The sequence below is a fragment of the Vibrio sp. SCSIO 43009 genome, from assembly GCF_023716525.1.
Classification (GTDB): domain Bacteria; phylum Pseudomonadota; class Gammaproteobacteria; order Enterobacterales; family Vibrionaceae; genus Vibrio; species Vibrio alginolyticus.
Genome location: NZ_CP071843.1, coordinates 1093239 through 1109542, shown reverse-complemented (window position 1 = coordinate 1109542; position 16304 = coordinate 1093239). Strand labels below are relative to the sequence as shown.

Below are 16304 nucleotides of genomic sequence, written 5' to 3'. Positions count from 1 at the left end.
TTAATGGTAGTAAAACGTATTATCATTAATATTTATATAAAAGCAATCAGGTACTTTATGGGCACTGTGATATGCGTAGACAATCTTAATATTTGAGATTAACAGTAGTGATGAATGGTGCGATGGCGCTCTGAACTAAAGTGCTATTGGAGTGCGTATTAGCTACAAATAACGGTGTAATGTTAGGCGAAGATAGAAAGAATTCTCATTTAGTAAATTCGCTTATCCGCTATTTGTGAACTATACATTCTGTTGCAGGAAGCACTTTTCTAATACACACAGAGGTTTATATGACAGCGAAATATGGCGTTAAACGCCGATTAGCGATTCTTGCCGCCGCTTTAATCGGTGCGACAAGTAGCAGTATCGCAGCAGAGAAACCAAATATTCTCGTCATTTGGGGTGATGATATTGGCCAGTCCAATCTCAGTGCTTACACGTTTGGCTTGATGGGGTACAAAACACCAAATATAGACAGTATCGCCAAAGAAGGCATGATGTTCACTGACTATTACGGTGAGCAATCTTGTACAGCGGGCCGTTCTACTTTCATTACGGGCCAAACCGTTCTTAGAACAGGTTTGAGTAAAGTGGGGCTTCCAGGTGCTGATCTTGGCTTGAAGGAAGAGGACGCAACCATTGCCGAAATGCTGAAGCCGATGGGCTATATGACAGGGCAATTTGGTAAAAACCACTTAGGTGATAAAGATGAGCACCTTCCTACTAATCACGGCTTCGATGAATTTTTTGGCAACCTTTATCACTTGAACGCCGAGGAGGAGCCAGAAAACGTCGATTATCCTAAAGATCCTGAGTTTCGTAAAAAGTTCGGTCCGCGCGGCGTTATCCGTTCGTACGCTGATGGCAAAATTGAGGATACAGGACCTCTAACCCGCAAGCGCATGGAAACCGTGGATGAAGAGACGTTAGATGCGGCACTCGACTTTATGGATCGTGCAGTCAAGGCTGAAAAACCTTTCTTTGTCTGGTGGAACGCAACTCGTATGCACTTCCGTACTCATGTGAAAGAAGAGAACTCTGGAAAAACAGGTATCAGCGAGTATGCAGATGGTATGGTCGAGCATGATAACCATGTAGGTCAGCTACTGAAAAAAGTGGATGATTTGGGTATTAAAGACAACACAATCGTCTTTTACTCCACCGATAATGGCCCACACATGAACTCGTGGCCAGATGCAGGTACAACGCCATTCCGTGGAGAGAAAAATACCAACTGGGAAGGTGCGTACCGAGTTCCTGCGATGGTACGTTGGCCGGGTAAAATTAAAGCTGGCTCTGTTTCGAATGATATCATGCATCACATGGACTGGATGCCAACGTTCGTTGCTGCCGCGGGTGATGACAATATTAAAGAGAAATTGCTCAAAGGTTATAGTGCGAATGGTAAGAAATTCAAAGTTCACCTAGACGGCTATAACTTCCTACCATATTTGACTGGTAAAGAGGATAAGGCCCCACGAGAAGAAATTTTTTACTTCTCAGATGATGGAGACTTAACTGCACTTCGCTATAACAAATGGAAGCTGGTCTTTATGGAGCAACGAGCAAAAGGTACGTTGCGTATTTGGGCTGAACCATTCACCACACTTCGTGTTCCTAAGATCTTCAACTTGCGTATGGATCCTTACGAAGTGGCTGATATCACTTCTAACACTTACTACGATTGGATGCTAGACCGTGCTTACATGCTTGTTCCTGCGCAAGCTTACGTAGGCAGATTCCTTGAAACGTTTAAAGAGTTCCCACCAAGGCAAAAAGCAGCAAGCTTCTCGCTCGATCAAGTGATGGAGAAACTAAAAGAGAACCCAAATAAGTAGGAAAAGCTAAGTGAAGTATCACATATAGAAAGAGGCTCATTAAAATGAGCCTCTTTTTTATCTGTAAAATTCTATCTATTCAGGTTTGTAGAAAGCTTGATGACGAAAACGCCTAACGCTTCAATTGACAAGAGTTATAAACAAATTGGTTCGTAGTGGGCTGCCGTTAAGTTGGCTTTGATTTTTTCACGTAGAGCGATGTGGGCTGGGTTGTTTACCTCTCGCTTATGGTAGACGAACTTGTAAGGGATAGAGCGTATCGAAATGGGGCAGGGCAAAATTTGAAGCTTGAGCGCTTTGCTCCACTTGTTTGCAAAAGATTGAGACACGATCCCTAAACTGTCTCTTTGGGCGACATACAGCGCCATGCCCGCTAGCGAAGATGTGATCAAGTCGACTTTTCTTTCTTGAATTGTTTCCTTTGCTAGTTGCTCGAACCCCGACATGTTGTTCCATTTTCCTGAAAATAAACAGTGAGTTTCCTCATAAAATTGCTCTTTTGTGAGCGTGCCGTGTACACGGGGATGGTTCTCACTACAGATAACCACGGCTTCTTCCTCATAAGCATCTTCAATAATAAACGCTGCATCTTTCGTGATCACCGTATCGATTACTAGATCGACTTTTTGTTGTCTTAACAGCTCAAATAATAGGAATTTTTCGGGTGGTGATTCATAAAAAATAGTGTTCTTTATCGGGTCCATAATGTGCAACAAAATTTCCGAACAACACACTTCAAAATGATTTTTATCAGATATCGCATTGTCAATAATATTAACCGCTTGCTGGAATTGCGGCAGTAATTGATAAGCGGTGGAGGTTAGTGCGATACCTCGCCCTTTTTTAACGAATAATTGCTTATCGACGACTTGCTCTAAACGCTTTATTGCAGCGCTCACAGCAGGTTGTGTAAGCCCTAATTGTTCCGCGGCTTTTGTATAAGATTGAAACTCCGCAACAACAAGAAAAGTTTGGATCAAATTCAAGTCCATAACGTCACTCATAAATTTAATTTATAGGTTAACTAATTTTGACTGCATTTATCGCCTGAAATTAGTGCTTTATCTTATATCAACAATGGTATTGAAAAGCGAATACCATTTTTACGCACTAGCGAACTCTTGGAGATAATATGAAAAATGCGACCAAAACGAGCAGTAAAAAACTCGTACTTAACGCATGTACGTTAGCTTTGGGCGCTGCATCTGCAGTTGCACATGCAGCGGACAAACCCAACATTCTTGTCATCTTTGGTGATGATGTTGGTTACTGGAACCTTAGTACCTATAACCAAGGCATGATGGCGTACAACACGCCAAACATCGATAGCATTGCTAAAGAAGGTGCGAAGTTCACTAACTTCTACGCACAGCAAAGCTCGACAGCAGGCCGTTCTGCATTCATCACTGGTCAAATGCCAAAACGTACAGGTCTATCAAAAGTGGGCTTACCAGGCGCTCCGGAAGGTATCTCGGAAAAAGATCCGACGATTGCAACCGTGCTTAAACAAATGGGTTACGCAACCGGACAATTTGGTAAGAACCATTTAGGTGACCGAGACGAGCATCTTCCTACCAACCACGGTTTTGATGAATTCTTCGGCAACCTATACCACTTGAACGCAGAAGAAGAGCCAGAGAACGTGGATTACCCTAAAGATCCGGAGTTCAAGAAGAAATTTGGCCCTCGTGGCGTTATCCATTCTTACGCTGACGGCAAAATCGAAGATACCGGTCCACTAACGCGTAAGCGTATGGAAAATGTTGATGGTGAGTTTCTTGATGCCGCAGAGAGCTTCATAGAAAAGCAAGTAAAAGCGGACAAGCCGTTCTTTACTTGGTTTAACACCACTCGCATGCACAACTTCACACATGTTCCTGAAGAATACCAAGGTAAAACAGGTGCCGGTTTCTACGCGGATGGTGTTAAGCAGCACGATGACCAAATCGGTCAGCTACTTAACAAGATCAAAGAGTTAGGTGTGGATGACAATACAATCATTGTTTACACCACTGACAACGGCCCTATGGTTGATTTGTGGCCGGATGCAGGGATGACACCGTTCCGCTCAGAGAAAAACACTGGCTGGGAAGGGAGTTTCCGTGTGCCAATGTTGATTAAATGGCCTGGAAAAATTGAGGCAGGTAAAACATTCAACGGCATGATGTCATTAGAGGACTTTTTCCCGACACTAGTTGCTGCGGCAGGTGATACCAAAGTTAAAGACGAACTGCTAAAAGGCAAAAAAGTTGGCGATATGGACTACAAAGTTCACCTAGACGGTTACAACCAATTGCCATATTTAACGGGTAAGTCAGACAAATCCGCACGAAATGAGTTCGTTTACTGGAGCGACGACGGCGATCTTGTGGCATTGCGCCAAGGAAAGTACAAGTTCCACTTTATGATTCAAGAGAATGAAACGGGTATGGATGTATGGCGTAAGCCGTTCACTAAACTTCGTGTGCCACTGATCTTTGACTTGAGCATTGATCCATTTGAACGAGGCGATCAAGGCATGGGTTATTCTCGTTGGATGTACGAGCGTTCATTCTTAATGATGCCAGCAATGGATACAGTGAAAGAGGTGATGGGTACATTCAAAGAATTCCCGCCTCGTATGGAAGCAGGTTCGTTCGTACCTAAGTCTTCTAAGTAAATTAAGATTATATAGCGCTTTTTGGAGCGCTATATACCCAAATAGCTTCACTTTTGCTGTACAGCGCTCACGAGGTTATTTGGGTATATGTAATAGTGAGAAACGTATGAGTAAGATTTCCCCTCGCCATTCTACTACTATGCCTATTGTTCCTCTTAAAACGGCGTCTAAAGCGCCGGTTCTGGGCGCGTATGACCGTCGATTCCATGTGATGGCAAAGCCAGGCGGAGCAAAGTGCAACATCGATTGTCAGTACTGCTTTTATCTGCATAAAGAAAATCTACTGCACCAAGAAAAGCAGCCAAAAATGGACGACGCAACACTGGAAGCGTTCGTGAAAAGCTATATCGAAAGTCAGGATGGCGAAGAAATTGTATTCTCATGGCAGGGCGGGGAGCCGACGCTGCTTGGGTTGGACTATTTCCGCAATGTCGTAGCTTTGCAAAAGAAACATCAGCCGAAAGGCGTTCGCATTGAAAACGACCTTCAGACCAACGGCATTTTGCTAAACGATGAGTGGTGTGCGTTTTTAAAAGAGCACAACTTCCTAGTTGGCTTGTCGATTGATGGGCCACGAGAGCTGCACGACAAATATCGCAAAACCCGCAGCGGTAAGCCAACGTTTGATCTCGTGATGAAAGCGGTAGATAAGCTCAAAGCGCATGGCGTGAAATTCAACGCGTTGGTCACGGTGAATCGTCACAATGCGAAATACCCGCTTGAAGTATATCGATTTTTAACCCAAGAATTGGGTGTGACTTATATTCAGTTTGCGCCGGTGGTAGAAGCCAACAACTTCCAAACAACCGCGCCGCAGTTTTGGAACGAACAGATGATCCCAACTAAAGGCAGTGATCTGGCTAAACCGGGGCATCCAATGTCGATTGTAACGGATTGGTCAGTCGATCCTGAAGACTGGGGACGCTTTTTAATGGCGACCTTTGAAGAGTGGGTGAATAACGATCTTGGCCGTGTGCTGGTTAATCTGTTTGAAACCGCGGTGGCGCAAGTAATGGGGAAACCGTCTCAGCTTTGCGTGACGGCGGAGTTTTGTGGCAAAGGGTTGGCGATTGAGCACAATGGCGACGTGTTCAGTTGCGACCACTATGTGTATCCAGAATACAAACTCGCCAACACTCATGAACACTCACTGAATGAAATGGCCTTCTCTACAAGACAATATACTTTTGGCATGGCAAAACGCGATTCATTGCCGACGTATTGTAAGCAATGCCCTTACTTGCCTTATTGTTGGGGTGAGTGCCCAAAAAACCGTTTGATCAAAACGCCGAATGGTGAGAGTGGTCTAAACTATTTGTGTTCGGGAATCAAAATGTTCTTTGATTATGCGTTACCGATGTTGGTTGGTCTTGCACAACTTCTCCAATCTCAAGAACCGCAAAGATAACATAGTGAATATAACCTTAAGTTATTTCATTTGTTCTTATACTTAACTATCGAAAAGACGGCTTAAACCATTGAAAAGGTATCCTATGAACCACGCACAACAAGCGATAAAAGAACTCATCGAACAAACAGAAAAAAGCGTCATTGGACAAAGCCACGTGGTTCGAGCTTTAGTCATCGGGTTATTAACAAATGGGCATATTCTGCTAGAAGGTTTACCGGGAACGGCAAAAACACGTTCCGTAAAATCGTTGGCGAACTTGTTAAACACCAGTTTTGGTCGAATCCAGTTTACGCCGGACCTTTTACCATCTGACGTGACGGGTACTGAGGTTTATCAAGAGCTGGATGGTAAGCCGCAACTCCACTTTCAACCTGGGCCCATTTTTAACAGCATTGTACTTGCTGATGAGGTCAACCGTGCACCAGCCAAAGTACAAGCGGCACTGCTTGAAGCCATGGCCGAAGGCACAATCACGGTAGGCGATAAAACTCACGTATTGCCGGACTTATTTATGGTGCTTGCAACGCAAAACCCAGTAGAGCAAGAGGGCACGTACCCACTGCCAGAAGCGCAAATGGACCGCTTTATCATGAAGGTTACCGTCGATTATCCAGAAGATGACGCCGAACGTGACATCATTCGTTTGGTGCGCAGTGAAGAATTGGGTGCGGAAACCAGCAGCGAAATTATTACGCCAAAACACATTGAGCCAGACGTGGTGCTAGAAGCGCGCCGTCAGTTACCAAACATCGTGGTATCGGACCTAGTGGAAAACTACATCGTTGCGTTAGTGATGGCGACTCGTAAGCCAGAGCGTTATGCCGATTCAAACTTAGCAAAATGGATTGAGATTGGCTCTAGTCCTCGTGCTTCCATTGCACTCGACAAATGCGCTCGTGCGTATGCGTGGATGCAAGGACGTGACCATGTGACTCCTGACGATGTGCGTGCCATGGTTCCGTCTGTATTGGGCCACCGTTTTTCTTTGACCTACGATGCACTGGCAGATGGGGTCGATCATCAACGAGTCGTACAAGAGCTGCTAGATTGTGTAGAAATTGGGTAAGTGGGAGGCATTATGGCTAAGCCAACTCTTGCGCCAAAATCACAGGGGATGGATCCCCGTTTGTACTGCGATTATGCTCGTTTAGTACGTCTGCAAGCACAAGCAGAATCATTCAGTTTACTTCCTCATCTAAAAGCGGGTAGCGTACTCTCTGGCCGACACAATTCGTTGTTTCGCGGTCGTGGATTGAACTTCGAAGAGCTGCGCCATTACCAATTGGGTGACGATATTCGTAACCTTGATTGGAAAGTTACGATGCGTACAGGTAAGCCGCACGTGCGCAGCTATACAGAAGAAAAAGATCGCAACGTAATCGTGTGTGTCGACCAGAGAAGCACAATGTTTTTTGCTTCGACGCAAGTAATGAAATCAGTTGTCGCGGCAGAGATCGCAGCGATGTGTGGGTGGCGAGTATTAAAAGATGGCGACCGAGTCGGTTTTGTCATCGCATCCCCGCAGGCGTTGTTTCACAGCAAGGCACAGCGTTCGCAAAACGATCTTCTGGCGCAACTTAAACGTCTCGCTAAAGCCAATCAATCGCTCAATGTGGACTCCTGCAATTCCGAAAAAGTAACGTTCAGTAAATGGATTGAGCTTATTAAACGCATGAAGCTCAAGCAATCCACTTTGATTTTTATCAGCGACTGGAGCGACTGCGAGGAGCACCACCTTGATCACCTTAAACAGCTACAACAGCACAACGATGTTCTTGCAGTGATGGTCAGTGACCCATTAGAACAAGCGCTACCAGACGATTTGGCAAAATCGAAATGGGTGGTTGGTGACGGGCAGTATCAACTCAATTTAGACAGCAAAGCAAAGGTAGAAGCTGCGAGCGCAAAGCTTGAGGCTCGAACTAGCTTACAGCGTCAATCACTCTCTCAACTTATGGCGATGAAACACCTTCCGCACATCGAACTCGATACGACAGGTGAGCACATTAAACAATTCCAAAAACTGGTAGGAGGGCGTTAAATGAGTGATCTTCCTGCACCTCCAAGTACCTACATACTCAGAGAGCTGCATGATGTGGCTGTACCACCCAGCGTGAGTTGGTACCCGCAAACTATTGGCTGGAAAATTTTAGCGGCGGTTGTGCTCATTGCATTGGTGTATGTCGTATATCGATTGGCTCGGCAATGGTGGCATAATCGTTACCGAAAAGAAGCTCTACTGGCGATTTCGCAAATCAAATCGAGCGACAAAGACATGCCAAAAGTATTGTTCTCTGTGCTTAAAGTAGTGCTGATTCATATTGATAGCCGCAACGCGAAATTGTTTGATACCGCCTTTCTGCGCAAGCTCGATGCGCTGTATCCGCAAACCGAAGATTCTCAAGCAAACTCGCTTGTGGTCTTTAACGATGAGCTTTCAAAGCGCTGGCTACAAAGTATTGTCGACCCAAGCGTTATGCTAACCAACGAAGATCGTGTAACGCTAATTGCTCGTGCGAAAAACTGGGTGAGTGAACACCGTGGTGATGCTCAAAAAAGCGCGGCAAAGAAATCACCACGATTGAAACGCAAATCACATCAGGGAGGTCAACATGAATGATCTTCTTGCATCGATAACTGGTTTGTCTGGTTTTGAATTTGCTCACCCAATGTGGTTTCTGGTTTTGCCCTTGCCGTTGGTGGTGTACTACTTGGTGCCTGCATATCGCACTAAGCAAATTGCGATCAAAGTGCCGTTTTTTAGTCAGCTGGTGGAAGCGATTGGCGAGACGCCATCAGAAGGTGCAAGCCAGTTGACCCCGAGTTGGTGGCAACGAGCAACGTTAATTCTTTCATGGCTTTTGGTGGTGTGTGCGATGGCAAAACCCACCGTGTTAGGCGAGCCTCAAGTTCGCGAGAGTTTAGGCCGCGATGTGATGGTGGTGGTGGATCTTTCGGGCTCCATGGCCGAGCCAGATTTCACCTCACGTACAGGCGAAAAAATTTCTCGTCTTGATGCGGCAAAAGAAGTGCTGTCGGAGTTTGTTCAGTCTCGTAAAGGTGACCGATTAGGCTTGGTGCTTTTTGGTGATGCTGCTTTCGTGCAAACGCCATTTACCGCAGACCAAAAAGTGTGGCTCGAACTGCTTAACCAAACCGATGTGGCAATGGCAGGGCAGAGTACCCATCTTGGTGATGCGATTGGCTTAGCGATTAAAGTTTTTGAGCAAAGCGATAAGTCGCGTAGTGCTTTAGAACAAGACCAAAACCGTGAAAAAGTCGCGATTGTATTAACCGATGGTAACGACACGGGCAGTTTTGTTGAACCGATTGATGCGGCGAAAGTTGCGAAAGCCAAAGGCGTGAGAGTACACGTCATTGCGATGGGCGATCCGGAAACGATAGGTGAAACCGCGTTGGATATGGACACGATTCATCGCATTGCGAAAGAATCCGGCGGTGAAGCGTTTGAAGCACTCAACCGTGATGAACTATCGGCTGCCTACGACGAAATTGGCAAACTGGAACCTCAACTTTACGAAAGCACCACATACCGCCCAAAACAAAGCCTTCACCATTACTTGATGGCGTTAGTGGTCGTCATGCATTTGCTCGCGTTCAGCGTCGCAACACTTAAAAGAAGGGCTGTTACACGATCATCATTAGGAGAGAGCGATGTTTGATTCTCTTAGTTGGACGCAATTCTTTACGCAGTTTCATTTTATTCGACCACTGTGGTTACTGGCTTTGATCCCCATGTTTTTCTTGGTGTGGTTACGCTGGCGAGAAGAGAGCGAGCCAAGCTGGAAGGATATTCTGCCCGAACATTTACGCAATGCTTTGACGATAGGTGAGCGAGGCTGGCGTAAGCAACTGCCGCTTAAGCTCTTGATGCTGATTGTGTTCATCGCCATTGTGATTTGTGCAGGCCCAACGTGGCAACGAGAACCTTCTCCCTTTGGCGAAGATAAAGCCTCTATGCTTGTGGTGCTTGATAACAGCGACTCGATGCTGCAAAAAGATCTCCCACCAAGCCGCCTTGAGCGTTCCAAACAGAAAGTACGCGATTTGCTAGCCGTGCGAAAAGGCGGAAAAACGGGTTTAGTCGTGTTCGCGGGCAGTGCTCATGTCGCAATGCCTATAACTCAAGACAGCAAAGTATTTGACCCATTTTTGGCGGCCATTACGCCAGAAATTATGCCCGTGCAAGGTAAGCTTGCCGAAAAAGCCTTGCCGTTAATTGATCAACAATTGCAAGGTCAACCAGGCTCCACCGTTCTGTTGGTGAGTGATGGCGTTAATCCAGCCACGATTGAGCAATACCAAGCGTATTTCTCGGGCAAACCTTATCAACTGTTAATTCTTGCGGCAGGGAATGCTGACATTGTGAGTAACAACCCAATGGATTTGGATTCTCTACAAAAACTGGCTAGTCAGACTAACGGTCGATTGGTGGAAGTGACTGTCGATAATAGTGATATCGAGCAACTGAACCGATACGTTGAGCGCAATATGCAGCTTAATGGCGAATCTTCAATGCCTTGGAAAGACATGGGTTATCAACTTCTGTTTCCAATCGCGTTGATCATGATGCTGTGGTTTAGAAAAGGGTGGTTAGTGCAGTGGTGCGTGATTGTAATGATGAGCGGTACACTGTTGATGCCGACCAGTGCAATGGCGGAGAACATTTCTGTTAAAGCCGAGCAGCCACAAGTTGTGCAAAAAGTGACGACCTTCGACAAGGTGGCGCAATGGTGGTGGGATTTGTGGCTGACGCCAGACCAACAAGGACAGCGTTTGTTCAACCAACAAGCGTATTTAGAAGCTGCAAAACACTTTGTCGATCCATTACGCAAAGGCACGGCGTACTACTACGCTAGCGAGTTTGAGCTCGCGCACAGCGCGTTTTTGGAAATGCAAAACGACCCGTCCGAAGAGGTTCGAGATTACGGTCTTTATAATGCGGCGAGTGCATTGGCGCGTCAGCGTGAATATTTGGCTGCACGTGACTTGTTAAAATCCCTAGCCAACAAGCCAACGTTGAGCGAGAGGCTAAGACCGGATGTTGAGCATAACTTGAAAGTGATTGGTGGTATTGTAGAGGACATCAACCGGATGAGTGAGAGTCAGGCAGGAACGGAGCAAGAAGCATCAACCGAGCTAGGCGATAACCCTCAAACCGCAGAAGGGGCGGATGAAAAAACGTCAGCGGAGTTGATGATTAAAGAGACGTTAAGTGCAGACGACATCTTAGGTAGCCAAGAATTAGCCGACAAATGGTTAAAGCGAGTCGAAGCGGATCCTAAATACTTCTTAAATGCGAAGTTTCAGATTCAATTGCGTTCAATAGAAACCGGAGAATCAACCTCTACTGCGAACGAAAATACAGAGGAGGCGGTGCAATGATGAAAAGCCACCGTTTTACGCACTTTGCTTTACCCTTGTGGTTAGTTATCTGTTTCGGCTTCCTCCTGAGCAGTAGTGTGTTGGCTCAAGATATTCGTGACGTTCAACGAAAGCATGGAGTTGAGTTACAAGCGTGGGTTGGTAAACAACCAACGGCTGGAGAGAAGCGTAAAACACCAAGTTTTAGCGTCAATGAGCAAGTTATTTTAACCATCGAAGTGGCAACGCCGCGTTGGTTTACGGGTGGTACGAGAATTGGCAATATTGAAATACCCAATGTTATCGCCAAACAGCGTAATCAACTAGCAACCAACTTTACTGAGCAAAAAGAGGGGCAAACTTGGTCGCGTCAACGCTGGGAAGTGACTTTGTATCCTCAAGCTTCTGGTGATTTTGTGGTTCCACCTGTCGCAGTGGGCGTTCAGGTGTCTGCGCCGGACGGCGAGAAGGTATCAGGCACACTTTACACGCAGCCGATTAAGTTCAAAACCGTCTTGCCATCGGGCCTGCTGAGTGGTGAGACACCTTGGTTTGCTGCAACAGATGTAGAGGTAAAGCAAGAGTGGGATACCTCCACTGAGTCACTCAAAGTTGGGGATGCAATCACGCGTAAAATCACCATTTCGGCTCAAGATTCACTATCTGTGTTGCTACCAGACTTGTTGAAAGGAGAATCAACAACCCGTTACCAAGCGTACCCTCAACCACATCGTCTTACAGATACGCAAACACGTGGTGATTACCAGTCAACACGCACAGAACAGAGCGTGTACGTGATTCAACAAGGTGGTGAATTAACCCTGCCGGATTATGAGTTCCGTTGGTGGAACAGTAAGACTCAGCAAGTGGAAACGGTGATGTTAGAGGGCAAAACTTTTGCCGCGAAGCACACGTTGAAGTCCTTCATCAGAACGTACTTTGAATGGATTGTTTCCACGCTTGTGTTGCTGGGTTTTGTGATTATTTCATTGGTAGCCATTAAACGTTACTACCGCAACAGACCGACACCAGCATGGCTGACGTTCCACCGTTTGTTAAAGGCTAAACGTTGGTCTGAAGCAAGGACCATATTGTACAAACAATTGCGTTTAAATACGGCCGAGCTAGAAATGACCAAAGCCGATACGAGTGAATCGTGGCAAAAAAGTGCGTCGCGAATGCAAAATGGTGAAAATAGCGCTCATTTACTGAAGTCGATGTGGCGCAAAATCCAGACCAAACAAAAACGCTTTAAATTCCGTATTCCGCGAGCGTTACCAGAACTGGACAAAGTCATTGGAAGAGATGGCAATGAATAAAACGGGGCGCTAATATAGCGCCTCGTTTTTATTAGAGAATAGAGTTCAAATGAGCCAAGAGTTTATGCGCCGCGCATTGGAAGTGTCCAAAAATGCGCTTCCTGAATGTCAACCCAACCCGCCGGTTGGCTGCGTGTTAGTGAAAGACAATCAAATCGTTTCTGAAGGTCATACTCAAGCGATTGGTGGCAATCACGCGGAAGTGGAAGCGCTGAATGCGTATCAAGGCTCGTTAGAATCGGTGACGGCATACGTTACGCTGGAACCGTGTTCGTTTGTTGGTCGCACGCCAGCTTGCGCGGTGACATTAGTCAAATCCGGCATAAGCAAAGTCGTCGTAGCCATATTGGACCCCGACCCGCGCAACAGTGGTCGAGGTATCGAGATTCTAAAACAAGCAGGTGTAGAGGTAGAAACTGGTTTGTGCGGCGAGGAAGTCAGCGAGTTTCTTACCCCTTACCTAGGCAAAGCCTAAGTCAAGCTTTACGTTGCACTACGGTGCCAGTTTATGTAGTGAATGAAGTGCGTCAAAATTGAGTTAAAACTCATTAAAACAAGCGATACCGCCCATTTATTGCACTTGGCTACGTGAAGGATCATGCTGTTAGATTAAAATAGAGAAAGTGACTTTTGAAAAATTTAATAGTATGAAACCGACCGACCTTAATCTTATTCCCATTTTCACTGCCATCTATGAAGAGCGTAACTTGTCTCGGGCGGCGGCGCGTTTAAACATCACCCAGCCTGCGGTGAGTAAAGCGCTAGCAAGGCTACGTGATATCTACGATGATCCATTGTTTCATCGTTGCGTTAAAGGTGTCGAGCCTACCTCGTTTGCGATGGATATTTATCCTGCTCTTCTAGCTTCAGTACAAAATTTCACTTCGACATTATCGGCCTCTAGTGAGTTTGACCCTAAAGTGTCGAATAGAGTGTTTTCTATTGCCTGTGTGTCCGTTGCGAGCTTTGAGTTGCTACCTCAAGTCATGAAACAAATCCGTGTGTCGGCGCCAAATGTTGCATTAGAAGTACATCCGCTTTTTACGGAAGATTTTGAAAGTGATCTGCGGTTACAACGATACGATTTGATCATTGATATCACACCAAGAGCAAGAACGGTGCTAAAACTGGAAACTGTACTTACAGAGCGTTTGGTGGTGGTATGTAGCGAAACGCATCCACGCCTGAATGACGAGATTACGGCTGAACAATTTTTTGAAGAAGAACACGTAGTGGTTTCGCAGTGGCAGAGTCGTAAGAGCTTGTTAAACGCCGATGACATTGTCGACTTGGATAAGAGAAAGATTAAGTATCGAGCCTCAGGCGTACTAGAAATGCTCCCAATTATTTGTGGTAGTGAATACATTGGTTTAATGCCAGAGTCGATGATCAACTTGTTCAATAACACCTATCATGTTAAATCTTTATCAATGCCATTTGATGAACAAATGTATGAGCTTTGCACAATCTGGCATCCTAGTCGCACAAACGACAGCGCCCATCAATGGTTGCGTTCACAGATTAAGCAAGCAGGAAAAGTCATCAACCAATAGGAAGTGCAATGAAAAAGACAATACGTGCCATCCTTAACGGAAAAAAAGCTGGGAATCCAGAGTTAAGAGATGCAATCATGAAAATGAGAGAAAAAGGCATCGACGTACAGGTGCGTGTGACGTGGGAATCTCAAGACATGCCGCGGCTAGTGAAAGAAGCGGTTGATGAAGGCATTGAACGTATTGTTGTCGCTGGTGGCGATGGGACCGTCAATGAGGCGGCTTCTGCGATTATTCAAATTGACGAAGAAAAACGCCCTGAGTTAGCCATTATTCCCCTTGGTACCGCCAATGACTTTGCTACCGCTATTCAAGTACCTAATTCCATTAAGGCGTCTTTATCTCTTGCTGTTGAGGGGCAGTCCGCTTTGGTCGATTGCGTCAAAGCGAACGATCGCTGCTTTATTAACGTGGCAACAGCAGGGTTTGGTGCAGAAGTTACAGCAGAAACGCCTGTTGAACTCAAAAACTTTCTTGGCGGCGGAGCTTACACGTTAACTGGTGTTATAAAAGCACTTGGCTTTAAACCATATGACGGAACAATAAAGATTGAAGGTGGCGCGTATCAGGGAGAAATGTTGCTCGGTGCGTTTTGTAATGGGCGCCTTGCTGGAGGTGGGCAAGAGTTAGCTCCAAAAGCGATGATTAATGATGGGATGATGGATCTAACATTGGTGCGCCCATTTTTACCTCATGAGCTGCCTAAAGTAATCGACGAGATCAATAACCCGAGTGAGAAAGGAGAGTTTGTGAAGTACACTAAAGCAAGCTGGTTGGAGATAGATTTTCCGAATCCATTGCCTCTTAATTTAGATGGAGAACCTTATCATTCGAGAACCATTAGATTTGATGTTCAGCCTAAGAGTATACGATTAGTCGTACCGCAAGATTGCCCTTGCTTGACTAGCTAAACGAGCGTTTTCCATGATTATTGCGTAACACAGCCACTAAAATGTGGCTGTGTTATTTGTGTTGAGGTATTAGTCAACTTCTTAACGTTTTTGAATGGTCTCAACGTCTATTTGCGTAGTTGTCCAATCTGAATCAACCTCTCCTCGAATCATTACGGTATCTTTTGGTGTCACTTCTTGACCCATCCAATCTTCGTTGTCGATCTCTACTTCGATCTCACCAGTGTTGTCTTTGAACAAGTAAGTCTCGTTACCAAATGATTGAACAATATGCCCGGTTAGCACTACAGCGCTGTCGTCGGTTGCGTTGCGCGCCTCTTTCACCGTATTGATTGCACTGACTTCTGGACCATTAAACGCGGCGAAAACCGAGCTTGAAAGTAGGGCAAGCATGGATGTTAACAATACTCTTTTCATTATCCTCTCCTGATATTAGAAGTAATAAGTTGTGCCTACATTAAAGGATGCAGTGTTTGCGTAGCTGTCTAGTTGGTATTTTGCGTTTGCGCCAATGGTGAGCTTTGGCAACACTTGGTATTCCGCGCCCACAGAGAACATTGCGCCTAACTCGTTGTTTTTCTCTGAGCTATGGAAAAGCGTGTTGCTTATTTCCACATCGTCATTCACGACAAGCTCATATTCTTGATGTTGAGCAACCTTGGCGTCGTATTGTGTAAGTTAAACCCGCTTTGAATTTTGTTGTCCATTTGTCACTTAATGCATAGCTAAACACTGGTGCTAGCGAGACTTGTTTGGCTGTGATAGAGGAATCCCAATCCATTTCATGATTGTAATCTTTGCCATCAATTGTCTTGATACCAAGGTCCTTAGAACGGCCGTCATCAAGGTCAAACTGGCTGTAACCTAGCTCAATTGCCCAATTGTCATTAAACGAGTAACCGATAAATCCTGAGAAAATACCATCCTCAAGTTCTGGGTTAAGTGTTACATTTTCAGCTGAAAAGTGAGGTTCCAAGTCATGGTCAGTGGTGCCTAGTCCATATTCCAGACCTACATAAGGAGCCGCAGATACCGAAACTGAGCAGGTAACGAGTAACGCAAGAATGGTTTTGTTCATTTTATTTTGCCTCTTCAAATCAACTTAATGAGTAGAAGCGCATTGTGTGTGATGAAGCGTGAAGTGATCGTGAAGAAACAAAAATATTTCAGAAAAAGAGCAAGGTGCGGTAAAAAAGAAATTGTTTTAATGAATATGCGCCAAGCTCTT

At 45.4% G+C, this 16304-nt stretch carries 14 protein-coding genes and 1 pseudogene; 12 read left to right on the top strand and 3 right to left on the bottom strand.

Annotated features, from left to right (window positions below):
• Positions 1-290 precede the first annotated feature (290 nt).
• Positions 291-1838, top strand: a complete 1548-nt coding sequence (locus J4N43_RS20590) for an arylsulfatase (RefSeq protein ID WP_005376560.1) — start codon at positions 291-293, stop codon at positions 1836-1838.
• A gap of 134 nt (positions 1839-1972) precedes the next feature.
• Here J4N43_RS20590 and J4N43_RS20585 read toward each other — a convergent pair whose 3' ends face one another.
• A complete protein-coding gene (locus J4N43_RS20585; protein ID WP_017635364.1) occupies positions 1973-2830 on the bottom strand; it encodes a LysR family transcriptional regulator in 858 nt (285 codons plus the stop codon).
• 140 nt (positions 2831-2970) lie between these two features.
• On the opposite strand from J4N43_RS20585, the gene J4N43_RS20580 reads away from it, so the two are divergent.
• From J4N43_RS20580 to yegS, 11 genes are all read left to right on the top strand, one after another.
• A complete protein-coding gene (locus tag J4N43_RS20580) occupies positions 2971-4497 on the top strand; it encodes an arylsulfatase (protein ID WP_017635363.1) in 1527 nt (508 codons plus the stop codon).
• 106 nt (positions 4498-4603) lie between these two features.
• Positions 4604-5905, top strand: a complete 1302-nt coding sequence (locus tag J4N43_RS20575) for an anaerobic sulfatase maturase (protein WP_062731013.1) — start codon at positions 4604-4606, stop codon at positions 5903-5905.
• An 85-nt stretch (positions 5906-5990) separates the two neighbouring features.
• Complete coding sequence (locus tag J4N43_RS20570; protein WP_005376549.1) at positions 5991-6974, top strand: AAA family ATPase; 984 nt, start codon at positions 5991-5993, stop codon at positions 6972-6974.
• A gap of 12 nt (positions 6975-6986) precedes the next feature.
• Entirely contained in the window at positions 6987-7949 is a 963-nt protein-coding gene (locus J4N43_RS20565; RefSeq protein ID WP_053349173.1) for a DUF58 domain-containing protein, read from the top strand.
• Entirely contained in the window at positions 7950-8528 is a 579-nt protein-coding gene (locus tag J4N43_RS20560; protein ID WP_053349172.1) for a DUF4381 domain-containing protein, read from the top strand.
• A complete protein-coding gene (locus J4N43_RS20555; protein ID WP_062731012.1) occupies positions 8521-9591 on the top strand; it encodes a vWA domain-containing protein in 1071 nt (356 codons plus the stop codon). The genes J4N43_RS20560 and J4N43_RS20555 overlap by 8 nt, the downstream gene beginning before the upstream one ends.
• The gene (locus J4N43_RS20550; RefSeq protein ID WP_033906483.1) at positions 9584-11314 is read left to right on the top strand and encodes a vWA domain-containing protein; all 1731 of its coding nucleotides are present in this window, start codon (positions 9584-9586) and stop codon (positions 11312-11314) included. The genes J4N43_RS20555 and J4N43_RS20550 overlap by 8 nt, the downstream gene beginning before the upstream one ends.
• Positions 11311-12612, top strand: a complete 1302-nt coding sequence (locus J4N43_RS20545; RefSeq protein ID WP_053349170.1) for a BatD family protein — start codon at positions 11311-11313, stop codon at positions 12610-12612. The genes J4N43_RS20550 and J4N43_RS20545 overlap by 4 nt, the downstream gene beginning before the upstream one ends.
• 49 nt (positions 12613-12661) lie before the next feature.
• Complete coding sequence (locus J4N43_RS20540) at positions 12662-13087, top strand: bifunctional diaminohydroxyphosphoribosylaminopyrimidine deaminase/5-amino-6-(5-phosphoribosylamino)uracil reductase RibD (protein ID WP_053349169.1); 426 nt, start codon at positions 12662-12664, stop codon at positions 13085-13087.
• A gap of 172 nt (positions 13088-13259) precedes the next feature.
• Entirely contained in the window at positions 13260-14165 is a 906-nt protein-coding gene (locus J4N43_RS20535; RefSeq protein WP_053349403.1) for a LysR family transcriptional regulator, read from the top strand.
• Positions 14166-14173: 8 nt separating this feature from the next.
• Positions 14174-15076, top strand: a complete 903-nt coding sequence (yegS, locus tag J4N43_RS20530) for a lipid kinase YegS (protein ID WP_053349168.1) — start codon at positions 14174-14176, stop codon at positions 15074-15076.
• 81 nt (positions 15077-15157) lie between these two features.
• Here the strand turns inward: yegS and J4N43_RS20525 are convergent, their stop codons facing one another.
• Together J4N43_RS20525 and J4N43_RS20520 are read right to left on the bottom strand one after the other, a co-directional pair.
• A complete protein-coding gene (locus J4N43_RS20525; RefSeq protein WP_005376539.1) occupies positions 15158-15493 on the bottom strand; it encodes a YgiW/YdeI family stress tolerance OB fold protein in 336 nt (111 codons plus the stop codon).
• Positions 15494-15508: 15 nt separating this feature from the next.
• A pseudogene (locus tag J4N43_RS20520) lies at positions 15509-16154 on the bottom strand (AcfA family outer membrane beta-barrel protein).
• Positions 16155-16304 lie beyond the last annotated feature (150 nt).